Source organism: Neorhizobium sp. S3-V5DH, assembly GCF_004343065.1.
Classification (GTDB): Bacteria; Pseudomonadota; Alphaproteobacteria; order Rhizobiales; family Rhizobiaceae; genus Neorhizobium; species Neorhizobium huautlense.
On sequence record NZ_SMCL01000007.1, the window covers coordinates 153,584 to 178,990 of the forward strand.

Genomic DNA, 25,407 nt, shown 5'->3' on the forward strand with positions numbered 1-25,407 from the left:
CAGTCGTGGCGGCGCAAATCAAGCCTCAAGATAACAGTCTTTGTGGCGAAGACGAGGGCGAGGGGCTTTTCGCCCCCATATTTTCGGGGCTTTCCCGCAAAAGTGAACGGCGCGTCAGGGGCTCAGGCAAGCCATGCTGGCACGGAATCGAGACCGATCAGATCCTCGTAGCTGCCGCGCGGACGCACGATATGGAAATCGCTGCCCTTGACCAACACCTCCGGCACGAGCAGCCGGGTATTGTAGGTGCCCGCCTGGACGGCGCCGTATGCACCGGCCGAAGCGACGGCGATAAGGTCGCCCGGCTTCGGCGCCGCCATCTCGCGCTCGAGCGCCAGATAATCGCCCGTCTCGCAGACCGGGCCGACCACGTCGGCCTTGATCCGCGGTGCATCGGTCGCGGGCACAACGACCGGGCGGATCATGTGATAGGCGTCGTAGAGCGTCGGGCGGATGAGGTCGTTCATCGCGCCGTCGACGATGACGAAGCTCTTCTCTCCGCTCTCCTTGACGTAGATGACCTCCGTTACCAGGATGCCTGCATTGCCGACGATTAGACGGCCGGGCTCCGTGACGATCCTGCATTCGAGCGAGCGGAGCTGGCGCTTCACCGTTTCGGCATAGGCGTCGGGCAGCGGCGGCGGGTTGTTGTCGTCTTTGTAGGGAATACCCAGCCCGCCGCCGATATCGACGTGGTCGATGCGGTGGCCGTCGGAGCGAAGCGCATCGACAAGCTCGCGCAGCAGCCTGAATGCATCCTCGAAGGGCTGCAGCTCGGTGATCTGGCTGCCGATATGCATGTCGATGCCGGTCACCTCGATACCATCAAGCGTGGCTGCATGGGCATAAACATCGCGGGCGCGTTCATAGGAGATGCCGAACTTGTTCTCCTTCTTGCCGGTCGAAATCTTTGCGTGGGTGCCGGCGTCGACGTCGGGATTGATGCGGAAGGAAACGTGCGCTTTCTTACCCATCTTCCGGGCGCGGAGGTTGAGCACCTCCAGTTCCGGCTCGGATTCGACGTTGAAGCAGTAGATACCGGCCTCAAGTGCCAGGTCCATTTCATGCGCGGTCTTGCCGACACCGGAGAACATGATGCGGCCTGCCGGGATGCCGGCGGCCAGCGCCCGGCGCAATTCGCCGCCGGAGACCACGTCGACGCCGGCGCCCAGCCGACCGAGGGTCTTGAGCACCGCCTGGTTGGAATTGGCCTTCATGGCATAACAGACCATCGCATCCACATCGGCGAAAGCCTGGGAGAAGACCTTGTAATGGCGCTCGAGCGTTGCCGTCGAATAGACGTAGAACGGCGTCCCGACGACCTTGGCGATTTCCGGGATCGGCACGTTTTCGGCGTGCAGCACGCCGTCGATGTAATGAAAATGGTTCACGTCGGTGCTCGAATTACAGAAGCGGGTCCAGAACGAAGGGCTTATCGGCGACAGGCTCGGGTTTTCGTTCGCCCGGTTTGCCCGGCTTTCGGATGTTCTGCTGCTCCACCGGCGTGCCCGGACGGTCGAGATCGCCCTTGCGGCCGCAGCCGACGGCAACGATGCCGGCGAGGCTCAGCACAAAAGTGATGCGGGCGATGTTTACCAGGGATTTCGACATTCTCACACCTATATCCGGCACTGCTGCGGATCCTTCATAGCGAAGTTCCGCACCCTTGTGCAGTCATTTCCGGGAACAATTCGTCTTCAGTTTCTGCCGCGCCACCAGGCGATCTGTTTCCTGACTTCCGAAGGTGCCGTGCCGCCGAAACTTGTGCGGCTGGCGACCGAGGCGTCGACCGAAAGTACGTTGAAAACCTTGTCGGTGATGGCGGCGTTGATCTCCTGGAGTTCAGCGAGTGAAAGCTCGGAGAGATCGCAACTCTTGCTTTCGGCCAATGCCACCGCGCGGCCGGTCACGTGATGAGCGTCGCGGAAAGGCAGGCCGACTTCGCGAACCAGCCAGTCGGCAAGGTCGGTCGCGGTGGAATAGCCTGCACCGGCCGCGGCCCGCATCTTGTCGGCGCGGACTGTCATGTCGCGGACCATGCCGGTCATGGCCGCAATCGCCAGTTCCAGGTTTTCGGCAGCGTCGAAGACCTGTTCCTTGTCTTCCTGCATGTCCTTGGAATAGGCGAGCGGCAGGCCCTTCATGACGGTCAAGAGCGCCACCAGCGAGCCATTGATGCGGCCGGTCTTGGCGCGAACCAGTTCGGCCGCATCCGGGTTCTTCTTCTGCGGCATGATTGAGGAGCCGGTCGAAAAGGCGTCCGACAGGCGCACGAAGCCGAATTGCGGCGTCGACCAGATGACGATCTCTTCGGCGAGACGCGACAGGTGAACGGCACAGATTGCCGCGACGGAGAGGAATTCCAGCGCGAAATCGCGGTCGGAGACGGTGTCGATCGAGTTGCGGGTCGGCTCGCGGAACCCGAGCGCCGTTGCCGTCATGTGGCGGTCGATCGGGTAGGGGGTTCCTGCCAGAGCCGCGGCGCCGATCGGGCTTTCGTCGAGGTGGTCGATGGCGTGCCGCACGCGGGCGCGGTCACGGCCGAACATTTCCACATAGGCCATGCAATGATGACCGAAGGTGACCGGCTGGGCGGTCTGGAGATGCGTGAAGCCCGGCATCACCGTGTCGGCATGCTCTTCGGCACGATCAAGGAAGGCGGCGATCAGGTCGGTCAGCATGCGCTCGGCCTTTGCGAGCTCTTCCTTGACCCAGAGACGGAAGTCGAGCGCCACCTGATCGTTGCGGGAGCGGGCGGTATGCAGGCGTCCAGCGGCTGGTCCGATCAGGGTCGCCAGCCGCGCCTCGATATTCATGTGGATGTCTTCGAGCTGTCTTGAGAATTGGAACTGCCCGCTTTCGATCTCTGACATGATCGTGTTCAGTCCAGACAAGATCTTGTCTTTATCTTCGCCCGAAATGATGCCTTTCTCAGCCAGCATGGTCGCATGCGCTATAGAGCCGCGGATATCCTGGGCATAGAGCTTCTTGTCGAAACCGATCGAGGCATTTATCTCCTCCATGATCGCGTCCGGCCCGGAGGCGAAGCGCCCGCCCCACATCTGGTTGGAGGATGTCGCGTCCTTCGTGCCGTCGGCCATGATGCAAAAGTCCTGGAGTAGTTGATGACGACCAAAAGACCCTTCGGCCTTCCTTCCGTCCGATTGATCGTGATTGCCGCCGTCGCGGGGATCATCGCCGGCGCCGTGGCGGTATACGTGAGGAATGTGGGGTCTGGCAATGGCGGGGACGTTCTCCTCGCTCAGTCTTCCGGGGCTTGCGAGGGCGCGGTAGAGACGGTGAAGTCCGTCTCGGAGTTTTCCAAGGGCCAGGTTGCCGCGATGGTGGCCGCACGGCCGCCGAGGCCGCTCGATCTTTCCTTCAAGGGACCTGATGGAAAGGACCTGAAGACAGCCGATTTCGCCGGCAAGACCGTGCTTCTCAATCTTTGGGCCACCTGGTGCGGCCCCTGTCGCGAAGAAATGCCGGCGCTGAATGCTCTTCAGAAGGAGATGGGCGGGCCTGACTTCGAAGTGGTAGCCGTCAACATCGACACCGGCACGGACGAGAAACCCAAGGCGTTTCTCGCTGAGTACGGCATCGACACGCTTGGCTATTACCGCGACAGCTCGATGGGCGTCTTCAACAGCCTGAAGAAGGAAGGACTTGCCTTCGGCCTGCCGGTGACCTTGGTGATGGATGCAAAGGGCTGCCTGATCTCGGCCATGAACGGCCCCGCCGTCTGGGACAGCCCAGATGCCAAGGCGCTGATTACGGCCGCGAAGGCGCCTTAGGTCCCAAAGCAGTCACCGCGTCGGAACCGGTACTTCGCCGCGATAGTCGTAGAAGCCGCGGCCGGATTTGCGTCCGAGCCACCCGGCCTCGACATATTTTACGAGAAGCGGGCAGGGGCGATATTTGCTGTCGGCCAGCCCGTCGTGCAGCACCTGCATGATCGACAGGCAGGTGTCGAGGCCGATAAAGTCCGCCAGCTGCAGCGGCCCCATCGGATGGTTGGCGCCGAGCTTCATGGCGGTGTCGATGGCTTCCACCGAACCGACGCCTTCATAGAGCGTGTAGATTGCCTCGTTGATCATCGGCAGCAGGATGCGATTGACGATGAACGCGGGAAAGTCCTCGGCGACCGTTACAGTCTTGTCGAGCGTGGCAACATATTCTTTGGCAGCCCGGAAGGTCGGCTCATCGGTCGCGATACCGCGCACCAACTCGACGAGTTTCATCACCGGCACCGGGTTCATGAAATGAATACCCATGAAACGTTCCGGCCGGTCGGTGGCGGAAGCGAGCCGGGTGATCGAAAGCGAAGACGTGTTGGTCGCCAGCAGGGCTTCCTGCTTCAGAACCGGACAGACCTGTGCATAGATCTTTCGCTTGACGCTTTCATCTTCTGTCGCGGCCTCGATCACCATGTCCATGGGGGCAAGGTCGTTGAGATCGGCGGAACCCGAGATGAGGGAAAGCGCAGACTTGCGCTCGTCATCGGTCAATTTGCCGTGACCCACCTGGCGGGCAAGATTGCCGTTGATCGTGGCAAGCGCTGCCTCGATCCTATCCTGGGAAAGGTCGTACATCTGCACCTTGTAACCGGCCAAGGCCGAAACATGGGCTATGCCGCAACCCATCTGACCTGCTCCGATGATGCCGATATTCTTCATGACCGAACTCATTATTGGTTTCCCTGGGTTTCGCTCCCGAGGCGCTGCGCTGCGCCTATCTTATAAAAAATGCCGGGCTGTGTGGAGACAGCCCGGCAGATTGTTATTCCGCCACTTGGCATTTTGCCAGCATTTTTCGCGCTTGCGAAATGGACAAAGGTCTAAAGCGCCTTTTCGAGCTTCGGCAGGATTTCGAAGAGGTCGCCGACGAGGCCGTAATCGGCGACCTGGAAGATCGGCGCCTCTTCGTCCTTGTTGATCGCGACGATGACTTTCGAGTCCTTCATGCCGGCCAAATGCTGAATGGCGCCGGAAATGCCGGCCGCGATATAGAGGTCAGGGGCCACCACCTTGCCGGTCTGGCCGACCTGCCAATCGTTCGGGGCATAACCGGCATCGACGGCGGCGCGGGAAGCGCCGACAGCAGCGCCAAGCTTGTCAGCGACGGGCAGAATGACCTCTTTGAACTTTTCCGCAGAGCCGAGCGCCCGGCCGCCCGAGATGATGATCTTGGCGGAGGTCAGTTCCGGACGTTCCGACGAGGACAGCGCATCCGAGACGAAGGTGGAAACGCCCGCATTGCCCGCCGCCGGCACCGTTTCCACGGATGCAGAGCCGCCTGCACCGGCCGCCTGGAACGAGGCGGTCCGAACCGTGATGACCTTCTTGGCGTCGGTCGCCTGCACCGTCTGAATCGCGTTGCCGGCGTAGATCGGCCGCTTGAAGGTATCCGCAGAGATCACCTCGACGATTTCCGAGACCTGGGCAACGTCGAGCAGGGCCGCAACCCGCGGCATGACGTTCTTCGCAGAAGCCGTCGCAGCGGCGATAATCGTGTCATAGGAGCCGGCAAGCGAGACGATCAGTGCCGCCAGCGGTTCGGCGAGATTGTTGGCTAGGCTTGCGTCGTCGGCGAGCAGCACCTTGGATACGCCGGAAAGCTTGGCGGCAGCATCGGCCGCAGCTTTGGCGCCCGAGCCGGCCACCAGCACATGCACATCGCCGCCGATCTGCGCGGCAGCGGAGAGCGCCTTGGCGGTCTGGTCGGACAGGGTTGCGTTGTCGTGTTCTGCCAGAAGAAGAATGGCCATTGTCGTAATCCTTATCCGTCGCTTTAGAGAATGCCGGCGGTCTTCAAGTTGGCGACGAGTTCCTCGACGCTCTTGACCTTGATGCCTGCCTTGCGGCCACCCGGCTCCTCGGTCTTCAGGACCTTCAGGCGCGGTGTGGTGTCGACGCCGAGCTCGGCCGGCGTCTTTTTGTCGAGCGGCTTCTTCTTGGCCTTCATGATGTTCGGCAGCGATGCATAACGCGGCTCGTTCAAACGGAGGTCGGTGGTGATGACAGCCGGCAGCTTGACTTCGATCGTCTGCAGGCCGCCATCGACTTCGCGGGTGACTTTAGCGGAACCTGCACCTATCTCGATCTTGGAGGCGAAGGTTGCCTGGGCCGTACCGAGGAGCGCTGCCAGCATCTGGCCGGTCTGATTGCTATCGTCATCGATCGCCTGCTTGCCGACGATGATCAGTCCGGGCTGCTCGGCGTCCGCGACACCCTTGAGGATCTTTGCAACGGCCAGCGGCTCGACGATGTCGTCCGTCTCGACCAGGATTGCACGATCGGCGCCCATCGCAAGGGCGGTCCTGAGCGTCTCTTCCGCCTTGGCAGGTCCGATCGATACAACCACAACCTCTTCCGCCTTGCCCGCCTCCTTCAGACGCAGAGCCTCCTCGACGGAAATCTCATCGAACGGGTTCATCGACATCTTCACATTGGTAAGCTCGACACCCGTGCCATCCGGCTTGACCCGGATCTTCACGTTGTAATCCACCACTCGCTTAACCGGCACCAGGATCTTCATGGGGTCCTTCCTCGACTTGTCTCAGCGGCAAATTGCGACATTTGCCGTTCCCTCATTTGTCAGTGGGCGACATCGATACGCATTTTTTTCTCGAATACAACGCCGTCTCGCCGCCCGCAGCGCTTTTGCGGTCGCAAAAATTACTTTTACGTACACGTCAATGTCAAGGCCTTGTCGTCAATGCGGGCTGCTGCCGGGTTCAGCCACAGCAATTGGAACCTTGGGAGTAGGCTCGGCTCGCACGGCCTTCGGCGTGACGATGGTGCGGTCGAAGAGCGGCACGCCCTTGCGGCGCATGAGGATGACCAGGATGGCACCTGCGATGATACCGCCGACATGGGCACCCCAGGAGACCATGCCGTCGAGGTCGAGTGCCAGCATGGCAAATTGCTGAACGATCCAGAGCGCCAGTGGAATGAAGGCCGGCAGCGGCAGCGGAATACGGAAAAGCACCAGCACCCAGACCCGCACCCGCGGGTGCAGCAGGAAGTAGGCCGCCACGACGCCAGAAATTGCACCGGAAGCGCCGATCAAAGGACCTTCCGAGGACGGCCCGACAAACCCATGGAGGGCGGCGCCGGCCGCGGCGCAGATCAGGTAGAAGATCAGGAATCTCACATGCCCCAGCGCATCCTCAACATTGTCACCGAACACCCAGAGAAACAGCATGTTGGAGGCGAGGTGCCAGAAGTCGAGATGCAGGAAGGCATAGGTTATGAAGGTGGCGTCGTCGGGGACGATGATGAGCGACGGATCGAGCACCGCGTAGTCGAAGATCACAGCTGGAATGAAGCCGAGGCCAAGCGAGGCGTGTTCCACGATTTCCGGGCTCGCGAGCGTGGTGAACAGCCAGACCAGCACGTTGACGGCGATGAGGCTGATTGTGACATATTGTACGCGGATATATTTCAGTTCGACGGCGTCGTGCAGCGGGATGAACATTGGTGACCCTCCTACCCCGCTAACGTTCTACCGGTTTTTCCCCGGAACCCAAAGCACGTCCGACTTGCCGCCGTCATTGGCCGAACGGGCGGCTACGAACAGGAAATCGGAAAGCCGGTTGATGTATTTCAAGGCCGCGGTTCCTACCGTTTCCTGCCGGGAAAGCTCGACCATCAGCCGCTCAGCGCGACGCGCCACGGTGCGCGCAAGGTGCAGATGGGCGGCGGCAGGGGATCCACCCGGCAAAACGAAGGAGGTGAGGGGGGCGATGTCGGTATTCAGCGTGTCGATCTCGCTCTCAAGCCGGGTCGCCTGGGCTTCGATGATGCGCAGCGGCTCGTAGTCCAGCTGTTCCCCCGTATCGGGCGTCGCGAGGTCGGCGCCCAGGTCGAACAGGTCGTTCTGGATGCGGAAGAGCATCGCATCGAGCTCAGGCAGGCCGGAGGTGTGGAGCCTTGCCATTCCGACGGCAGAATTCGTTTCGTCGACCGTGCCGTAGGCTTCTACCCTCAGGTCGTACTTTTCCCGTCGTGGACCCGAGACCAGGGCGGTGGTGCCCTTGTCGCCGGTGCGCGTGTATATCTTGTTGAGCTTTACCATTGGTCCCTCGGTCGCCGGAATCAGCTCGGGCGTCCGCCGCCGGTGATCCAGAGCGTAAGCATGATGAGAAGGATTGCGACCGCCTGCAAGAGGACGCGCAACTGCATCAGCTTGTTGGATTTGTTCGCGTCGCTTCCCTTCAGCATGTTGAACAGCCCGCGGATCAGGACGAGCACGACAAGCCCCATGACGATCAGGGTAAGCAGAGTGGTGAAACTGGACATTTTCCGATTGCTTTCGTTCAGTCGAGTCGGCGCATGAGCTTATAGAAAAGCGCGGCCGGCAATATTCTTTTCAGGAAGGCGCCCTGCTTGGCGGGCTTCGTGACCAAATAATGTGGTCGGGGACGAGGTGCGGTCAAGGCATGCGCCAGGACATGATAGACGGCTTCAGGGCCAAGCTTGTGACGGCTGATCTGCCCCCTTCCGTCGAGACGTCTGAGCTGGCGCTTGTATTGCTCCGCATGGACCGACGCTTCCTGATCGATGTGCTCGTTGAATTTGACAAGCGCATTGGCGGTAAAGCGTGAGGTGATCGGCCCAGGCTCGATGAGGCTCACTTCGATGCCGCTGCCCTGGAGTTCCATCCGCAGGGTGATGGTCAAGCCTTCGATGGCATATTTGGAAGCCGTGTAGGCGCCGCGGTAACGATAGGGCAACAGGCCGAGGATGGAGGAGCAGTTGACGATGCGGCCATGCCCTTGTGCGCGCATGATCGGGATCACAAGGCGCGTCAGTTCGTGCCAGCCGAAGACGTTGGTCTCAAACTGTTCGCGCAGCACGTCGGTGGAAAGGTCCTCCACGGCTCCCGCCTGTCCATAGGCGCCGTTGTTGAACAATGCGTCGATCCGGCCGCCGGTGCGGTCTCGAACGGTTTGAACCAGGGTGGCGATGGTTTCTGGCTTCGTATAGTCCATCATCAGCGCTTCGATGCCATCGGCCTCCAGCGCGGTGAGATCAGCCTCTTTGCGCACCGTGGCGAAAACCCGCCAGCCGTCAGCCTTCAGGGCGCGGGCGCAGTGCGCGCCGATACCGGAGGAACAGCCGGTGATGATGATCGTTCTTTTCTCGTTCATTTGATCTCGTCCCTGTACAACAGGAAGGGTTCCTCCCATATTTCGCACCAAGTCACAACGGAGTCGCCATTGTCCGAAGAAAACCGCCCCTTTCGGTGGTACAGGCTCGCCTATAAGGTATTTTGGGACGCCTATTGTCACTTCAACGAGGATGATGGCTGGGCGATGGCAAGCCATGTGGCGCTCTCGGGTCTGCTGGCGCTCTTTCCCTTCCTGATCTTCGGGACCGCTCTTGCGGGTTTTCTCGGTGCCGGCGGATTTTCAGATACGGCGATCCATCTTCTGTTCGATACCTGGCCGGCGGATATCGCCGCGCCGATCGCCTCGGAAATCCAGCGTGTGCTCACCATGCCGCGGGGCGGGCTGCTGACCGTTTCCGTATTGGCGGCCGCCTATTTCGCCTCCAACGGTGTCGAGGCGCTGCGTATTTCTCTCAACCGTGCCTACCGGATGTCCGAGACGCGGGCGTGGTACGTGACGAGGCTCGCGAGCCTTGGTTATGTAATCGTCGCAGTGGTGATCTTTGCCCTGATCAGCATCGTGCTCGTGGCCGTCCCGGTCGCGATGCGCTTTGCCGAAACGCGATTTCCCTGGCTGATCCCCGATCTGACGACGGCCGCCAACTGGGGTCTTTACGGCACTGCGCTGGTGCTGATGGCCGGGCTTCTGCTCTCGCACAAATGGCTGCCGGCCGGAGACCGGCGCATCATCGACGTCCTGCCGGGCGTGACGCTGACGATTGTCCTTTGGACCGCCTTCGGCCTGGGTTTTGCAGCCTATCTCTCGACCTTTGCCAATTATGCCGCGACTTATGCGGGGCTGGCGTCGATCATGATCGTGCTGGTCTTTCTCTACATGGTCGCGGTGATCTTCATGCTGGGTGCGGAGCTCAACGCGGCGCTGATGAAGTACCGGGTCTATTCGGTGGTGTCGCGGCTCCAGAAAGAGCGGCGCCGGCGCGAGGAGGAAGAGGCCTCAAAGGCCGACCAGCCGGCGGATGTCGCTGGGCAGGAGGCCTTGGTCGCGAAGGGCCGCAAGTCCCGTTGATCCCTCGCTTTTTGCAAGCTTCCTGCCGTCCTCTCCCAGGATAAGCCGATGGTGATGGTAGAGCGGCTCGGGCAGTTCCAGAAGTTCCTGCAGCAGCCGGTGCACCGCGGTCGCGTCGAAGAGATCCAGCCCGCGCACCACATGCGTGATGCCCTGCGCTGCATCGTCCACCGTCACCGAGAGATGATAGCTCGACGGAGCGTCGGAACGGGACAGGATGACGTCTCCCCAGACGGCCGGATCGGCGGAAATCCGCCCGCGCTCGCCGTCGCCAGTTTCGATCCATGTCAAGGGATGGCCGATGAGGCTCAGCGCCTTTCGCATGTCCAACCGGTGGGCGTGCCGCAGGCCCCTTGTGATCAGCTGCCGCCGTTCCGCCTCGCTTCGATGCCGGTCGTCTTCCGGATAGAGTGGTGAGCCGTCCGGGTCGCGGGGCCAGGTCTTTCCGCCGGCTTCATAGGCTGCCACTTTAGCCTTTACGTCGCCGCGGGTCATGAAGGCGGGATAGGCGAGACCCATCTCCGTCAGCCGGTCGAGTGCGGCGTGATAGGTGGCAAAATGCTCTGACTGCCGCCGCACCGGCCTTTCCCAGTCGAGTCCAAGCCAGGCAAGGTCGCGATAGATCAACTGCTCGAATTCCGGCGTGCAGCGGGCGAGGTCGATATCTTCGATGCGCAGCAAAAACCTCCCATCCCCCGCCCTGGCCATATCGTGGTTCAGGAGGGCGGAGAGCGCATGGCCGAGATGAAGCAGCCCGTTCGGGCTTGGCGCGAACCGATAGACCGGTTTATCAGAGGATGACGCAGGCATGGCTTCTTCTGGCATGCTTTTTGCGAAACAGCCATGGGAGGCAGGTTGTGCGGATCATCCGCGGCCCTTCGGATATCCAGGCGGGACTCGAGGCTCTGGTCGAGCTCGATCCGCGGCTCGTGTCGATCGTCGGGGCCGCCGGGCCGGTGCCGCTCAGGCTCAACGAGCCTGGATTTGCCGGCCTTGCCTCGATCATCGTGTCGCAGATGGTCTCGCGGGCAAGCGCGGAGGCGATCTGGGGGCGAATCACCGCTGCCGGGCCGGTCACCGCTGCGGGTTATGCAGCGCTTGATCCCGCCGTTGTCGCCACCTTCGGCCTCTCACGGGCGAAGGCTGCGACGCTTCTCAATCTCTCCACAGCAATTTCGCAAGGCCTCATCGACCTGGAGTCGATCTGTGAACTGGAAACGGGCGAGGCCATCCGGACGATGACGGCGCTCCCGGGCATCGGGCCGTGGACGGCGGGGGTCTATCTGATGTTCTGCGGAGGGCACCCCGATATCTTTCCGTCCGGCGACGTGGCTCTGCAGGCGGCCGTTGGGCACGCGCTGGGGCTGGAGGCGCGGCCTCAAGCGAAAGATCTCGCGGCAATGGCGGAAGCCTGGCGGCCGTGGCGGTCCGTCGCGGCGAGGCTCTTTTGGGCCTATTACGCGGCGAAGATGCGCCGGGACGCCACGCCGCTTGCGTGAAGCTGGGGCAAAGTATCTCACTGCATTTATTGGGCTTCACAATCCTGTAACAACGGACCTAATATAGAAAGTACAGATGCCGAATCGGGTAGGAGCGTCACTTGACGATTGCAGTCTCCCCGCAGGCCCTGCCGGCGCTCGTTCTGAACGCTGACTACCGGCCGCTGAGTTATTATCCCTTGTCGCTGTGGTCCTGGCAGGACGCGATCAAGGCGGTTTTCCTCGACCGGGTCAATATCATCGCCGAATACGAACACTCGGTCTGCTCTCCAAGCTTCTCCATGAAATTGCCGAGCGTCGTCAGCCTGAAGACCTATATTCAGCCGACCCGCAACCCTGCCTTCACCCGGTTCAACGTCTTCCTGCGGGACAAGTTCGAGTGCCAGTATTGCGGTGAAAACGATGATCTGACCTTCGACCACGTCATCCCGCGCGCCCATGGCGGAGAAACCACCTGGGAAAATGTCGTGGCCGCCTGCTCGCCCTGCAATCTCAGGAAGGGCAGCAAGCTGCCGAAGCAGGCCGGCATGTTCCCGCATCAGAAGCCTTATCAGCCGACGGTACAGGACCTGCACAACAACGGCCGGCTTTTCCCGCCGAACTACCTGCACGAAAGCTGGATGGACTATCTCTACTGGGATACGGAACTGCAGCCGTGATCTCGGCCGGAGGCCGCCTCAGGCGGCCTTTTTGGCGCCCAGAAAGGCGATCCCGGCAAGAATGACGCTGGCAAGGACATTCCAGCCGGCAAATGACAGGCCAAGCACGCGAAGGGCTGCTTCCGTGCAGGAGGGGCCGTGGACGGTGTTGAGGTCCGAAAGCAGGCTGCCGGCATTGGTTGTGACGCCGGCCCCGCCACCGCAACTCGCCGGTCCCTCCCAGAAGGCCCATTCTACGCCGGAGTGATAGACGCCCATGCCAGCGCCGACCAGCATCATCACGCCAATGACAAGGAGGGTTGCGCGCGTGATCCAGCCCGGCAGGCTAAGAGCCGACGCAATGATCCCGAGGATGCCGACCGGAATGCCGTAGTAATAGGGATCGCGCTGCAGCAGGCAAAGCGCGCAGGGGATATAGCCGCCGATATACTGAAAGGCGAGCGCGCCTCCGACAGTTGCTGCCATGCCCACAGTGACGGCAACGGCGTAGCCCATTCCGGCGTGGGATCGAGGGGCGGAAGCTGTCAGCGCCATAAACTTTTCCTCACTGATGTTGGCTCACTTAGAGCAGATGCAGCCGCGCTGTAAATGATCGCACAGGAGACAAATTGTCTCCGCTCCGCCACTTTTTCGTGAGTTTGCGGAGGATTTGTGGTGCCCGCTTTTCTCAAGTGGGTCGAACGACATCTCTTGGAGAATGGTGCCCCGTGCCGGAATCGAACCAGCACTCCTTTCGGAACCTGATTTTGAGTCAGGCGCGTCTACCAATTCCGCCAACGGGGCACTTCGGTAGTGGCAAGCGCTCTATCACGAGGCCGTAGCGTCTTGCAAGATTGAAGTGCTCATTGCGTGGTGGGTTTGTCCCTCTTGTATTTCAAACTTCGAAGATGTTAGCTGGTGCAGCAAAATGAGAAGCACTGCACATGAAACTGCCTGCCGGCACCTCCTATGAGGAGATCTATCGCAATTTCGCCTGGGACATCCCGCCAAGGTTTAACATGGGCGAGGTGGTCAGCGATGACTGGGCGGCGAAACATCCGGACCGCATCTGCCTGCAGCACTTCAGCCCCGATGGCGCGCATTCTTCTCTCACCTATGGCGAACTTGCGGCGCGCTCCGCCTCGCTTGCGAATGCCTTTGTTTCGCTCGGCCTGAAGGCCGGCGATCGGGTCGCGCTTCTGCTGCCGCAGAGCTTCGAGACGGTGATCGCGCACGTCGCTATCTATAAGATGGGCGCAATCGCGCTGCCGCTCGCTCTACTCTTCGGCGCCGAGGCGCTCGAATATCGCCTGAGGGCATCGAGCACGGCGGCGATCGTCACCAATGCCTTCGGCCTCTCGCGCCTCACCGAACTGCGCGAGCGGCTGCCCGATCTGAAGCATGTCATCGTCACGTCGGATGTGGCCCCGCAGGGGAAGCTTGTTTCGCTTGCGGAGTTGATATCAGCCCATCCGTCGGATTTTGCCGTTGCGCCGACCGGGCCTGACGATCCTGCACTGATGATCTTCACCTCCGGTACCACAGGCCCGCCGAAGGCGGCGTTGCACGGACACCGGGTGCTGGCCGGCCATATTCCAGGCTTTCAGCTGGCGCATGAATTTGCACCGCAGGCGGGCGACCGGATCTGGACGCCGTCCGATTGGGCCTGGGCAGGCGGTCTGCTCAACGTGCTGATGCCGGCGTTGATGCTCGGCATTCCCGTCGTCTCCTCGCCGGCCCAGAAATTCGACGCGGACATGGCCTTCCGCATTATGGCGGAAATGGATGTCCGCAACGCCTTCATCCCTCCGACGGCCCTGCGTCTTCTGAAGGCGGTCGAAAGACCGCTGGAGAAATACGATCTGAAGCTGCGCACGATCGCCTCAGCCGGTGAGGCGCTTGGCCGGGAGACCTACGACTGGGCCAAATCGGCACTCGGGCTCACCGTCAATGAGTTCTACGGCCAGACGGAATGCAATTTCGTGCTCTCCTCGGCCGCCTATCTCGGCGTGTCGCGAGGCGGCGCGATCGGCCGTCCGGTGCCCGGGCATATCGTCGGCGTCATCGATGAAAAGGGCATGGAGCGTCCCGTCGGACAGATCGGGCAGATCGCCATCCGCCGGCCGGACCCGGTGATGTTCCTCGGCTACTGGAACGACGAGGCGGCGACCGAATCCAAGTTCATCGGAGATTGGCTCGTGACGGGCGACCTCGGCCGCCGGGACGAAGAAGGTTATGTGGAATTCATCGGCCGCGACGACGACGTCATCACCTCGTCCGGCTACCGCATCGGCCCGAGCGAGATCGAGGACTGTCTGAGCGGCCATCCCGCCGTTCGTCTGGCGGCGGTGGTCGGCAAACCCGATCCGGTCCGCACGGAAATCGTCAAGGCCTATATCGTCGTCGCACCCGGCTATGATCCGAGCCCGGAACTGGCGGCGGAGATCCGCGAATGGGTGAAGACGCGGCTTTCCATGCACGAATATCCGCGCGAGGTCGCCTTTGTGGACGAGATACCGCTGACGACCAGCGGCAAGGTCATCCGACGGCTGCTTCGTGAAAAAGCCGCCGCGGAGTGATCATTCCGAGCGGCCGGCGATCGACAGGATCTTCTCCCTGAGGATGCGGGCCATGTTGCGGGTGTTGCGGTAAAGGTGAAGCTGCGCCGCCACCTGGCGCACGTCGCGGTCGCCGTTCTGTTTCAGCCCGATCACCAGCGTACCCATCTCCTCGCGTTCCTCCCAGAAGCGGCTCATGATCGGGTGATCGGGGACGGCGCAGCTGTCAGTGCGGGTGATGTTGGCGTCTTCAAGATGCCATTCCGTCAGCTTCATCATCAGAAGCTTGCCGGGCGAATAGGAGGAGAAATTCTCGTCATAGGCCGTTTTCCAGGTATAGGCTTCGCCGGCCATCAGGAAGACGACGAGAGAGGCGATGGCGCGGCCGTCGAAATCGACCGTATGGATGCGCACGGCATCGACTTCGGCAAGATTGGTGATCGCTTCGCGGGCAAAAGCCGAGCGGAAGCGGTCATTGATGAGTGCGGAACGCCTGCGCCCCTTCCAGCCTTTCGCCTCGAGCAGCAGGAATTCCTCCATGCGCAGCCGGACCTCCTCCGGCTGGCGGGCCACCGAATAGGCAAGGGTGCCGCGGGCTGCCAGGTTGCGCCAGACGCGGCGCATCTCCCGGAAATGATGCGGAGAGACCGCATGTTTCAGATAGGCTTCGCCATCGAGCAGACTCTCCAGCATCGGCCGCCGGAACGGATCGGTGACCGCCACCGGCAGGTTGCGTCCGATGGCGACAGCCTTGGCTAACTGGGCGAAATGGCCATTGAGGCGAACGTCAGGCAATACCAGCACGCCCGGAAGCCGCGCTTCCCTGAGGATGAGGGCCTCGAAGAGATTGTCGATCGTTTCGGCGGCATCTTCGGCATCGACGAGCGGGGTGCCGAGCGGGCCGAAGGGATTGGCCCAGGTGCGGAGGATCGATGCACCCATCGAGAAGCCGGGTTTTTCGATGGTGAACGGCATCAGCAGTCTGAGACGGCTGCGCGCCCCGCTTTCATCGCGGATCAGCGCCAGGCGAACCTGCTTGTCCTCCACCCGCGGCATGGCGGGCGCCAGCAACCTCGCTGAGAAGAAGATATTGGGCTCCATGGCCCGATTGGAGAGGAACTCTAGTTCTTCCTGGAGATCGTAGCCGAAGGCAGCCGGATAGAGGCAGAGTTCACGGCCCGACCGGCCGATCGGCAACCGGGTGTCGGCGTCGGGGCGTTCGACACGAAATCTCTGTATCGGCGGAAAATGTCCGCCGCCATTGCCTTCGAATTCGCCGCTGATCGGTGGTTGAGCCATGGTCAGGAAGCCTTTGAAGGAACGGAGGGCATAGGCTCGGCAAATGCGAAGAGCACGATGCCGAGCGTGCGGCGCACGGCGATATGCAGCAGCACCGCCTCGATCATCATTGCCGATGCCGTTGCCGCCGCCGCGCCGACAAGTCCGAAATGGGAAATGAGCGCGATGTTGAGGCCGATGCTGGCCGCAAGGGTGATGGCATAGAGCAGGACACAGAGGTTCTGGTGTCCCGCCATGCTGAGCAGCACCTCGCCAGGCCCGACCATGGATTTGGCGAGGATGCCGGCAAAGAGGATCGCCATCAGCCAGTAACCGGCGGTGAAGGCGCTGCCGAAGAGCGAGAGCAGCAGATCGCCTGCGGCAAGTGCCAGAAGACCGACGGCAAGCGACGGCCAGAAACTCCAGCGAGCCATCTGTCCGGCAAAGGCTGCGAGCGCCGCCATGTCCCCTTCCGCCAGGATGGCGGAGAACCGGGGGCCGGCGGCGGCCTTGATGGAGAAATAGACGAACTGGACGAGCACGATCGTCTTGGCGGCGGCGTAATAGATGCCCACCTGGTCGGGCGGCAGGTAGAGGCCGACGACCACGACATCCGCATTGGTCAGCAGGAAGCCGATGCCGTCCACCAGAAAGAGCGGCAGCGAATAGCGGAACCAGGCGCCCATTTCGAAACGCCTGGGGCCGATCCCGTAGAGCCGGCGCAGGCGAAGCGTCAGGCGCAGAAGCTGCAGGAGCGTCGTCACATAGGTTGCCGCAAGTGCTGCCTCCATCGCCGTCACGGCGGTGCGTGGAGCGCCGAACCACAGGGCGGCTAGCATAAAGACGAGGATCAGGGTCGGACGGATGAGGTAGGTGGGGCTCAGCGCAGTCACCGTCCAGCCGTTCGAACGCGCGGTCCCGTCCAGCACGTCTCCGAGCGCGATCATCGGCATGGTGAAGAAGGCAAGCGAGATTGGCACCAGGTAATAGGCCTCGAGCCTGCCCTCGAAGACCTGCAGGAAGACTAAGCCGACAGCGCCGATGAAGCTCGCCGAGCCGAAAGCCACCAGGCGGACGGCCAGATTGAGACCGCGCACGGTCTCCACTTCGCCGCGGGCCTTGTGCTGGTGCAGGAAACGGATCACGGAGGTGTGGAAGCCGAGGCAGGAGAGGTTGCCGGCAAGCACCACGACAACCCAGACGAAGGCGAAGATGCCGTATTCGAACTCGCCCATCAGGCGGGCGAGGATGATCTGCGAAACGAACGCGATTGCAGCACTGAAAATGCGGATAACGAAGGCGATCAGCGCCCGGCGCTGGGCACGTGCCGTCTCGTCCTCATCGGTCAGGATCGTCTCGAGCTTGCGCGTCAGCGGATGAAGCCGGGCGCGTAAGCCTGGCGGCAGCAATCTCTCCGCTGTTTCGATGACCGCCATGATGGGCACGCAATACTCGTAGCGACGACGGGAACAATTGCGAAAGTGTTGCCACAGCAGGGTTAAGAAAGGGTTCGTCGGATGGCTAAAAAGCCCGGCGGCGCCGGATAACTCAAGGTGTTTCGACGGGTGAGGCGGGGCGGCTCGCTGCTATATGCTTTGCTGCCGCGACCGCAAGGGCGACGACGACCAATCCGGCAGCGGTTGCGAAAGCGGCTTGCATCCCGACGGCGGTCGCATCGGCGGATGCCGCCGTTATGTCGCCTGCTCCGGACATCGCCGCGAATATGGCACCCATGACGGACGCCCCGGTGGTGAGGCCGAGATTGCGCGACAGGTTCAGCAAGCCCGCCGTCAGGCCTCGCTGATCCGGCGGGATATCCGCCATGACGGCTGTGTTATTGGCAGCTTGGAATAAAGCATAACCGGCGGTCATGACGGCCAGCGGTGTTACATAGGCCCATATGCCAAACGTTCTCGGCAGCATCGCCAGCGCGACGGAACCCGCCATCATCGCCAGGAGGCCAGCAACCGTCGCGCGGGCGGAGCCGAAGTGGTCTACCAGGTGGCCGGCTGGCCAGCCGGTCAGGGCGGAGACCACGGGGCCGGTCGACATGGCAAACCCCACCAAAGCCGCGTTGAGCCCAAGCGATCGGGAAAGGTAGAACGGGCCGACAACAAGCGTCGCCATGATCACCGTCGAAACGAGCGTGCTCATCGCAAGGCCGGCAGCCAGCGATGGATCGCGCAGCATTGCCGGCCGGACCAGGGGGGATACCGTTCTGGTTTCGGCGAATAGAAACAGGCAAAATCCGACGATCGCTGCTACGAGCAGCGCGGCGTTCAGTGGCCCGAAGCTGCCATGTCCGAGCGTTGTGGCGAGTGCGTAAGCCAAAAGCGCCAGCCCCAGCAGCGCCGTCCCCCGGATGTCCAACTGCGGTTTGCCCTGACGCTCCGTTGCCGGCGCATGGGAGGGTAGATAGCGGTAGGCAAGAACGAAGGCGAGCGCCGCAAGCGGAACGGCAACCAGAAAGATCGCTCGCCATCCGCTTGCCGCGATCAAAGCACCCCCGAGCGACGGGCCAAGGGCCGTACCGACTGCCGACATGGTTCCGAGCAGCCCCATGGCGCTGCCGGCTCTCTCCTTCGGCACGATCTCCCCGACAATCGCCATGGAAAGCGCCATCATGATCGCCGCTGCAAGACCCTGCGCCGCCCGCGCAGCAATGAGCACGGCGAGCGTGGGCGCGGCGCCGCAGGCGATGGAGGCGAGCATGAACAAGCCGAGCCCAATGAGCAGCAACCGCCGCCGGCCGACAATATCGCCGAGCCGCCCGACACTGACGATCAGCACGGTGATTGCAAGGAGGTAGGCCAGCACGACCCATTGTACCTGCTGGAAGGAGGCGCCGAACGCCGGCCCCATCGCCGGGAGACCGACATTGGCGATGCTGGTTCCGAGCGAGGAGAGCAGCATGGCAAGGGAAACGGCCGCGAGTGCGCCGCGCGGGGCACGCAATTTCTCGCCGCTGGCGGCTACGGCTCGTTTTCTATCGCTTTGCATGGTCACACCTTCCGTTTCTGCAGCTGGGATCAGCGCAGCAAACGTAGCTCGTTCTCGATATATGGCAGAAGGCGCATCATTTGCACTCAATTCGTGCGTTTTACGCCATGTCAGGCCGAAACCGTTGTGCTATCTTCGGCGCATGTCGCATCCCGATCTGAACCTGCTCGTCACCCTCGATGTGTTGCTTGCCGAAGGCAGCGTGGCCCGCGCGGCCAGGCGCCTGCGTCTCAGTCCGTCCGCCATGAGCCGGGCACTGGCGCGACTGCGGGACACGACGGGGGATCCGCTTCTGGTCAGGGCTGGTCGCGGCCTGGTGCCGACACCCCGCGCCCTTGAACTGCGCGAACGGGTCGGTCAGCTCGTGCAGGATGCCGAAGCGGTTCTGCGGCCTGCCGAAAGCCTCGATCTCAAAAAACTCGTCCGGACGTTCACGCTTCGCAGCAGCGATGGTTTCGTCGAGAATTTTGGACCGGAACTCATTGCGTTGGTCGGAGAACAGGCTCCTGGCGTTCAGCTGCGTTTCATACCGAAGCCGAACAAGGAGAGCGGCCCCTTGCGTGATGGCACGGTCGATTTGGAAACGGGTGTGATCGGGGCGGCAACTGGTCCGGAAGTCCGCGTCCAGGCGTTGTTCAGGGACCGTTTCGTCGGAGTGGTGCGGATGGGCCACCCGCTGAGCCAGGGCGAGATGAACCTTTCCCGCTACGCGGCGGGCAGGCATGTGCTGGTGTCACGACGGGGTTTCGACAAAGGCCCGCTCGACGAGGCGCTCGAGGCCCAAGGGGCGAGGCGGGAGATTGTCACGATCGTCGGGGGTTTTTCCGCGGCTCTGGCTCTGGCGCGGGCTTCGGATCTCATCGCCACGGTTCCCGAGCGTCATACCGGCAATCTGCGCAAGGGGCTGTTCAGCTTCCCGCTTCCAGTTCCGATGCCGGAGATAACGGTATCGCTGCTCTGGCACCCCCGGATGGATGCCGACCCCGCCCATCGATGGTTGCGCAGCTGCGTTCGGGATGTCTGTGCGGCTTCGGCGCGGGAACAACGCGCCGAAGCCTGACGCCAGCTTATCTCAAGTCTCAGACCTGTTCGAACGCGCCGTGGCAGTGCTTGTATTTCTTGCCCGAGCCGCAGGGGCAGGCTTCGTTGCGGCCGACCTTGCCCCAGGTGGACGGGTCTTCCGGGTGACGGTCCTGCGGCGCGGCGATGAAGTTTTCGCCATCCTGGCCGGTAAACTGGTCTTCGCCCGTGGTCGGATCGATATGATGTCCTTCGAAGACCGGCGGCGGTTCCGGCGGCTCGGGGTTCTGCACGAGTTCGACGCGCATCATCTGGGCCGTCACTGCTTCGCGCAGGTTAGCGAGCAAGGCCTGGAAGAGCTCGAAGGCCTCGGCCTTGTATTCCTGCAGCGGATCGCGCTGCGCATAACCGCGGAAGCCGATGACCGAACGCAGGTGGTCGAGATTGACGATATGTTCGCGCCACAGGTGGTCGAGCGTCTGGAGCAGCACGGAGCGCTCCACATAATTCATGATATCGGCGCCGAAGCGTTCGCGGCGATCGGCGGCAGCCTTGTTTGCCGCCTCGGTAATGCGCTCGCGGATGTCGTCCTCGCCGATGCCTTCTTCCTTGACCCAATCCTCGATCGGCAGATCCAGGTTTAGCTGGCGGCCGACGTCTTCGCGCAGCCCCTGCGCATTCCACTGTTCGGCATAGGCGCGCTCGGGAATGTGCTTTGCGACGAGAACTTCGATCACCTCGGTGCGCATTTCCTCGACGACTTCCGAAACGTCTTCGGAGTCCATCATCTCGAGGCGCTGCTCGAAGATAACCTTGCGCTGGTCGTTGGTGACGTCGTCGTATTTCAGAAGGTTCTTGCGGATGTCGAAGTTGCGGGCTTCCACCTTCTTCTGGGCACGTTCCAGCGCCTTGTTGATCCAGGGATGGACGATCGCCTCGCCTTCCTTTAGGCCGAGCTTCTGCAGCATGCCGTCCATGCGGTCGGAGCCGAAGATGCGCATCAGGTCGTCCTGGAGCGACAGGTAGAATTTCGAGCGGCCCGGATCGCCCTGACGGCCGGAACGGCCGCGCAGCTGGTTGTCGATGCGGCGGCTTTCGTGGCGCTCGGTGGCGATGACGTAGAGGCCGCCGGCGGCAAGCGCCTTTTCCTTGAGCTGCCTGACCTCTTCGCGGATGGCGGTTTCCTTGGCAGAGCGTTCTGCCGGATCCTCGATCCCCTCCAGTTCGCGCTCAAGGCGCATCTCGATATTGCCGCCAAGCTGGATGTCGGTGCCGCGGCCGGCCATGTTGGTGGCGATCGTCACCGCGCCCGGCACGCCGGCCTGGCTGACGATATAGGCTTCCTGTTCGTGGTAACGAGCGTTCAGAACCTGGAAGTTGTCGAAGCCGGACTGGCGCAGCATGGTCGCCAGCAATTCCGACTTCTCGATCGAGGTCGTGCCGACGAGGACCGGCTGGCCGCGCTCGTGAGCATCCTTGATCTCTGCGATGATCGCCTTGAATTTCTCGTCGAAGCTCCGGTAGACCTCATCGTCTTCGTCGATACGCTGGATCGGCATGTTGGTCGGCACTTCGACCACTTCCAGCTTGTAAATGTTGCCGAATTCCTCCGCTTCCGTCGAAGCCGTACCGGTCATGCCGGCGAGCTTTGCGTACATGCGGAAATAGTTCTGGAAGGTGATCGAGGAGAGCGTCTGGTTCTCCGGCTGGATCTGCACCTTCTCCTTGGCTTCGAGCGCCTGGTGCTGGCCTTCCGAATAACGGCGGCCGGGCATCATGCGGCCCGTGAATTCGTCGATGATGACGATCTCGCCGTTGCGGACGATATAGTCCTTGTCGCGGGTGAAAAGCTTGTGAGCCTTCAGCGCGTTGTTGATGTGGTGGACAATCGCCACGTTCTCGACATCGTAGAGGCTTTCGCCCTTCAGCAGACCCGCCTGGCGCAGCAGGTTTTCGAGCTTTTCGGTGCCGGCTTCGGAGAAATTGGCCGAGCGCTGCTTCTCGTCGATCTCGTAATCTTCCGGCGAGAGCAGCGGAATGAAAGCGTCGATCGTGTTGTAGAGTTCGGAGCGGTCATCGAGCGGGCCGGAGATGATCAGCGGCGTGCGCGCCTCGTCGACCAGGATCGAGTCCACTTCGTCGACGATCGCATAGTTGTGGCCGCGCTGGACCATCTGGCTGCGCTCATATTTCATGTTGTCGCGCAGATAGTCGAAGCCCAGTTCGTTGTTGGTGGCGTAGGTGATGTCGCAGGCATAGGCCGCGTGACGCTCCTCGTCGCTCAAGCCGTGGACGATGACGCCCGTGGTCAGGCCGAGGAAGCCGTAGAGCTTGCCCATTGTCGTCGCATCGCGGCGGGCGAGGTAATCGTTGACCGTGACCACGTGAACGCCCTTGCCGGAGAGCGCGTTGAGGTAAACGGGCAGGGTTGCCACCAGCGTCTTGCCTTCGCCGGTCTTCATCTCCGCGATTGCACCGTCGTGAAGGATCATGCCGCCCATCAGCTGCACGTCGAAGGGGCGCATGCCGAGGACCCGGCGGGACGCTTCCCGCACGACGGCAAAGGCCGGGATGAGGATGTCGTCGAGCGTCTTGCCTTCGGCAAGCAGTTTCTTGAATTCCGCAGTCTGGGCTGCGAGCTGCTCGTCGGAAAGAGCCTTGGTCTTTTCCTCAATTGCATTGATGGCGTCTATTTTCGGCTGGTAGCCGCGGAGGCGACGGTCGTTTGCCGAACCGAACAATTTGCGGGCGATGCCGCCAAGGCTGACCATACGAATGGTCCTTTCTGATCTCAGTTCTTGGGACGGCGGGCCGGGCTGCCGGTGTCGGCTTGATGACGGCAAAATGACCCGCCACGCCCGGAAACTCTTCTGGACGCGAAGTTGCGTGACAGATAAGAGGGGGGTCGAATTATGTCAACGGTGGCGGCCGATACAGAATGGCCACAATCCGGTGTTTGTGAAGGTTTTCCGGCCGGATTCAGACGTTCTGAAGCCGGCGCCCTATTGAAAGGTAAATCGATGTTGCGCCACAAATTCCTCGTAACGGCTGCGCTTGCCGCTGCGATCTTCTCCCAGGCTCCGGCATTTTCGGCGGAAGATGCCGTTGTCGCAAAGGTGGGGAGCCTGGAAATCCGCCAGTCGGAGCTCGACCTCGCAATCCAGAATCTTGACCCGCAGCTTGCTCAGCTTCCGGATGAGCAGAAGAAGGTCGCGGCTCTTTCGGGCGCCATTGACGTCAAGCTTCTGGCCTCCGGCGCGCTTGCCGAAGGCATCAAGGATACCGAAGATTTCAAGAAGCGCATGGCCTATATCGGCGACCGCGAACTCCACAATGCCTATTTCCGCAAGCACGTCATCGACGCGGTCACCGCGGAAGAAGTGAAAGCCCGCTACGACAAGGAAATCGCGGGCATTCCGAAGCAGGAAGAGGTACATGCCCGCCACATTCTCGTGAAGACCGAGGAAGAGGCAAAGGCTGTCATCGCCGATCTCGACAAGGGCAAGGACTTCGCCGAGATCGCCAAGGAAAAGTCGCAGGATTCCAACAAGGACGAAGGCGGTGACCTCGGCTGGTTCGGCCGTGGCCGCATGGTGCCGGAATTCGAGGAAGCGGCTTTCACTCTCGAAAAGGGCGCCTATACCAAGACCCCGGTTCAGTCCCAGTTCGGCTTCCATGTCATTAAGCTGGAAGACAAGCGCGACGCTCCGCCCCCGGCTCTCGATCAGGTCGAGGATCAGGTCCGTCAGCTCGTAATGCGCGACAAGTATGTGGCGCTGATCGAGAAGGCCAAGGCCGATCAGAAGGTCGAGATCATGGATGAAGCCTTGAAGAAGGGCTACGACGACGTCAGCAAGATGCGCGATGGCGGCGACGCGCCGGCCGTTCCGGCACAGCAGTAATCGTCCGAAGAGCCACCCTGAGGCCCGGATTTTCCGGGCCTTTCCTTATTGCCAGGTTGTTTCCGATGTCCGCTTCCGTTTCTCCGCTCGCTCCGAAATCCTATCCAGACATGCCAGCTCTGCGCGGCCTGCGTATGGCGACTGCCGCCGCCGGCATCAAGTACAAGAACCGCACCGACGTGCTTCTGATGGTTTTCGATAAGCCGGCTTCAGTTGCGGGGGTCTTCACCCGGTCCAAATGCCCCTCGGCTCCAGTCGATTTCTGCCGCGCCAATCTGCCGCACGGATCGGCCCGGGCCGTTGTGGTCAATTCCGGCAATGCCAATGCGTTTACGGGCGTCAAAGGCAAGGCTGCGACCGCGCTCACTGCCAGGTCGGCCGCAGAGGCCGTGGGTTGCGAGGAAACGCAAGTCTACCTTGCCTCGACCGGCGTGATCGGCGAACCGCTGGATGCGACGAAATTTGCAGGCGTGCTCGGCGAAATGTACGGCCAGGCGTCGGGCGACTTCTGGATCGAGGCAGCCAAGGCGATCATGACCACCGACACCTATCCAAAGGTGGCGACCCGCACCGCCGAGATCGGCGGCGTGAAGGTGACGATCAACGGCATCGCCAAGGGTGCGGGCATGATCGCGCCCGACATGGCAACCATGCTGTCTTTCGTGGCGACCGACGCGGATATCGCCTCGCCGGTGCTTCAGACTCTTTTGGCTGCCGGCGTCGGCCCGACGTTCAACTCGGTCACCGTCGACAGTGACACGTCGACCTCCGACACGCTGATGCTGTTTGCGACCGGTGCCGCGGCTGAGGACGGGCAGGCCCGTGTCGAGAGCGCTGACGATGTCCGCCTGGAAGGTTTTCGTGCCGCGCTCAACGATCTGCTCAGGGATCTTGCCCTGCAGGTGGTGCGCGACGGCGAAGGCGCCCGCAAGATGGTCGAAATCACCGTGACCGGGGCCGAGAGCGATGCGGCTGCCAAGAAGATCGCGCTTTCGATCGCCAATTCCCCTCTGGTCAAGACGGCCATTGCCGGTGAGGACGCCAACTGGGGCCGCATCGTCATGGCCGTCGGCAAGTCCGGCGAGATGGCCGACCGCGATCGTCTGGCGATCTGGTTCGGCGGTGTGCGGGTAGCCGTCGACGGCGAGCGTGATCCGGCCTATTCGGAAGCCGCCACCACGGCGGTGATGAAAGAGGAAGACATTCCGGTCAAAGTGGATATCGGTCTCGGCAGCGGTACCGCCACCGTCTGGACCTGCGACCTGACCAAGGAATATGTCGCCATCAACGGCGACTATCGGAGCTGACGGG

At 61.9% G+C, this 25,407-nt stretch carries 24 protein-coding genes and 1 tRNA gene; 8 read left to right on the forward strand and 17 right to left on the reverse strand.

Annotated features, from left to right (window positions below):
- Positions 1-122: 122 nt before the first annotated feature.
- The 3 genes from lysA to argH all read right to left on the reverse strand — a co-directional run bounded on the left by lysA (position 123) and on the right by argH (position 3,101).
- Positions 123-1,391, reverse strand: a complete 1,269-nt coding sequence (lysA, locus tag EDE09_RS13270) for a diaminopimelate decarboxylase (RefSeq protein ID WP_105372679.1) — start codon at positions 1,389-1,391, stop codon at positions 123-125.
- A 13-nt stretch (positions 1,392-1,404) separates the two neighbouring features.
- The gene (locus EDE09_RS13275) at positions 1,405-1,611 is read right to left on the reverse strand and encodes a hypothetical protein (RefSeq protein WP_105372678.1); all 207 of its coding nucleotides are present in this window, start codon (positions 1,609-1,611) and stop codon (positions 1,405-1,407) included.
- A gap of 86 nt (positions 1,612-1,697) precedes the next feature.
- Positions 1,698-3,101, reverse strand: a complete 1,404-nt coding sequence (gene argH / locus EDE09_RS13280; protein WP_105372677.1) for an argininosuccinate lyase — start codon at positions 3,099-3,101, stop codon at positions 1,698-1,700.
- A 24-nt stretch (positions 3,102-3,125) separates the two neighbouring features.
- Here argH and EDE09_RS13285 point away from each other — a divergent pair, with 24 nt between their 5' ends.
- Complete coding sequence (locus tag EDE09_RS13285) at positions 3,126-3,794, forward strand: TlpA disulfide reductase family protein (RefSeq protein ID WP_132410911.1); 669 nt, start codon at positions 3,126-3,128, stop codon at positions 3,792-3,794.
- A 12-nt stretch (positions 3,795-3,806) separates the two neighbouring features.
- Here the strand turns inward: EDE09_RS13285 and EDE09_RS13290 are convergent, their stop codons facing one another.
- From EDE09_RS13290 to EDE09_RS13320, 7 genes are all read right to left on the reverse strand, one after another.
- The gene (locus EDE09_RS13290) at positions 3,807-4,688 is read right to left on the reverse strand and encodes a 3-hydroxybutyryl-CoA dehydrogenase (protein ID WP_105372675.1); all 882 of its coding nucleotides are present in this window, start codon (positions 4,686-4,688) and stop codon (positions 3,807-3,809) included.
- 149 nt (positions 4,689-4,837) lie between these two features.
- Complete coding sequence (locus EDE09_RS13295; RefSeq protein ID WP_132410913.1) at positions 4,838-5,767, reverse strand: electron transfer flavoprotein subunit alpha/FixB family protein; 930 nt, start codon at positions 5,765-5,767, stop codon at positions 4,838-4,840.
- Between the two features lie 23 nt (positions 5,768-5,790).
- Positions 5,791-6,537: an electron transfer flavoprotein subunit beta/FixA family protein gene (locus EDE09_RS13300; protein WP_132410915.1), complete on the reverse strand. Its 747-nt coding sequence runs from the start codon at positions 6,535-6,537 to the stop codon at positions 5,791-5,793.
- Positions 6,538-6,714: 177 nt separating this feature from the next.
- On the reverse strand, positions 6,715-7,479 hold the full coding sequence (locus EDE09_RS13305; RefSeq protein ID WP_132410917.1) for a rhomboid family intramembrane serine protease: 765 nt from the start codon (positions 7,477-7,479) through the stop codon (positions 6,715-6,717).
- A 27-nt stretch (positions 7,480-7,506) separates the two neighbouring features.
- Positions 7,507-8,079, reverse strand: coding sequence for a cob(I)yrinic acid a,c-diamide adenosyltransferase (locus tag EDE09_RS13310; protein WP_105372671.1), 573 nt, complete (start codon positions 8,077-8,079; stop codon positions 7,507-7,509).
- A 20-nt stretch (positions 8,080-8,099) separates the two neighbouring features.
- Positions 8,100-8,303, reverse strand: coding sequence for a twin transmembrane helix small protein (locus tag EDE09_RS13315; RefSeq protein ID WP_105372670.1), 204 nt, complete (start codon positions 8,301-8,303; stop codon positions 8,100-8,102).
- A gap of 17 nt (positions 8,304-8,320) precedes the next feature.
- A complete protein-coding gene (locus tag EDE09_RS13320) occupies positions 8,321-9,154 on the reverse strand; it encodes an SDR family oxidoreductase (protein WP_105372669.1) in 834 nt (277 codons plus the stop codon).
- Positions 9,155-9,223: 69 nt separating this feature from the next.
- Here EDE09_RS13320 and EDE09_RS13325 point away from each other — a divergent pair, with 69 nt between their 5' ends.
- Positions 9,224-10,201 (forward strand): YihY/virulence factor BrkB family protein, encoded by a 978-nt coding sequence (locus EDE09_RS13325; protein ID WP_105372668.1) that lies wholly within the window; start codon positions 9,224-9,226, stop codon positions 10,199-10,201.
- On the opposite strand, the gene gluQRS is transcribed toward EDE09_RS13325, so the two are convergent.
- Positions 10,130-11,026, reverse strand: coding sequence for a tRNA glutamyl-Q(34) synthetase GluQRS (gluQRS, locus tag EDE09_RS13330; RefSeq protein WP_105372667.1), 897 nt, complete (start codon positions 11,024-11,026; stop codon positions 10,130-10,132). The two genes, EDE09_RS13325 and gluQRS, sit on opposite strands and share 72 nt — an antisense overlap.
- Before the next feature lie 32 nt (positions 11,027-11,058).
- Between gluQRS and EDE09_RS13335 the strand changes: the two genes are divergently transcribed.
- Together EDE09_RS13335 and EDE09_RS13340 are read left to right on the forward strand one after the other, a co-directional pair.
- Positions 11,059-11,700: a DNA-3-methyladenine glycosylase gene (locus EDE09_RS13335; protein ID WP_105372666.1), complete on the forward strand. Its 642-nt coding sequence runs from the start codon at positions 11,059-11,061 to the stop codon at positions 11,698-11,700.
- Positions 11,701-11,801: 101 nt separating this feature from the next.
- The gene (locus EDE09_RS13340; RefSeq protein ID WP_105372665.1) at positions 11,802-12,359 is read left to right on the forward strand and encodes an HNH endonuclease; all 558 of its coding nucleotides are present in this window, start codon (positions 11,802-11,804) and stop codon (positions 12,357-12,359) included.
- An 18-nt stretch (positions 12,360-12,377) separates the two neighbouring features.
- Here the strand turns inward: EDE09_RS13340 and EDE09_RS13345 are convergent, their stop codons facing one another.
- Both EDE09_RS13345 and EDE09_RS13350 read right to left on the reverse strand, forming a co-directional pair.
- Positions 12,378-12,893 (reverse strand): disulfide bond formation protein B, encoded by a 516-nt coding sequence (locus EDE09_RS13345; RefSeq protein ID WP_105372664.1) that lies wholly within the window; start codon positions 12,891-12,893, stop codon positions 12,378-12,380.
- A 164-nt stretch (positions 12,894-13,057) separates the two neighbouring features.
- Positions 13,058-13,142 (reverse strand) — tRNA-Leu (locus tag EDE09_RS13350).
- A gap of 140 nt (positions 13,143-13,282) precedes the next feature.
- Between EDE09_RS13350 and EDE09_RS13355 the strand changes: the two genes are divergently transcribed.
- Positions 13,283-14,917: an AMP-binding protein gene (locus EDE09_RS13355; protein WP_132410919.1), complete on the forward strand. Its 1,635-nt coding sequence runs from the start codon at positions 13,283-13,285 to the stop codon at positions 14,915-14,917.
- On the opposite strand, the gene EDE09_RS13360 is transcribed toward EDE09_RS13355, so the two are convergent.
- From EDE09_RS13360 to EDE09_RS13370, 3 genes are all read right to left on the reverse strand, one after another.
- The gene (locus EDE09_RS13360) at positions 14,918-16,195 is read right to left on the reverse strand and encodes a GNAT family N-acetyltransferase (RefSeq protein ID WP_132410921.1); all 1,278 of its coding nucleotides are present in this window, start codon (positions 16,193-16,195) and stop codon (positions 14,918-14,920) included.
- A gap of 2 nt (positions 16,196-16,197) precedes the next feature.
- Entirely contained in the window at positions 16,198-17,610 is a 1,413-nt protein-coding gene (locus EDE09_RS13365) for a lipopolysaccharide biosynthesis protein (RefSeq protein WP_132410992.1), read from the reverse strand.
- A gap of 112 nt (positions 17,611-17,722) precedes the next feature.
- Positions 17,723-19,174 carry an MFS transporter gene (locus tag EDE09_RS13370; protein WP_132410923.1) on the reverse strand — a complete coding sequence of 484 codons (1,452 nt, stop codon included), beginning with the start codon at positions 19,172-19,174 and terminating at the stop codon, positions 17,723-17,725.
- A gap of 142 nt (positions 19,175-19,316) precedes the next feature.
- Between EDE09_RS13370 and EDE09_RS13375 the strand changes: the two genes are divergently transcribed.
- Complete coding sequence (locus EDE09_RS13375; RefSeq protein ID WP_132410925.1) at positions 19,317-20,234, forward strand: LysR family transcriptional regulator; 918 nt, start codon at positions 19,317-19,319, stop codon at positions 20,232-20,234.
- 19 nt (positions 20,235-20,253) lie between these two features.
- On the opposite strand, the gene secA is transcribed toward EDE09_RS13375, so the two are convergent.
- Positions 20,254-22,965 carry a preprotein translocase subunit SecA gene (secA, locus tag EDE09_RS13380; protein WP_132410927.1) on the reverse strand — a complete coding sequence of 904 codons (2,712 nt, stop codon included), beginning with the start codon at positions 22,963-22,965 and terminating at the stop codon, positions 20,254-20,256.
- A gap of 249 nt (positions 22,966-23,214) precedes the next feature.
- Here secA and EDE09_RS13385 point away from each other — a divergent pair, with 249 nt between their 5' ends.
- Positions 23,215-24,096, forward strand: coding sequence for a peptidylprolyl isomerase (locus tag EDE09_RS13385; RefSeq protein ID WP_112795656.1), 882 nt, complete (start codon positions 23,215-23,217; stop codon positions 24,094-24,096).
- 65 nt (positions 24,097-24,161) lie between these two features.
- A complete protein-coding gene (argJ, locus tag EDE09_RS13390; RefSeq protein ID WP_112795654.1) occupies positions 24,162-25,403 on the forward strand; it encodes a bifunctional glutamate N-acetyltransferase/amino-acid acetyltransferase ArgJ in 1,242 nt (413 codons plus the stop codon).
- Positions 25,404-25,407: the final 4 nt, after the last annotated feature.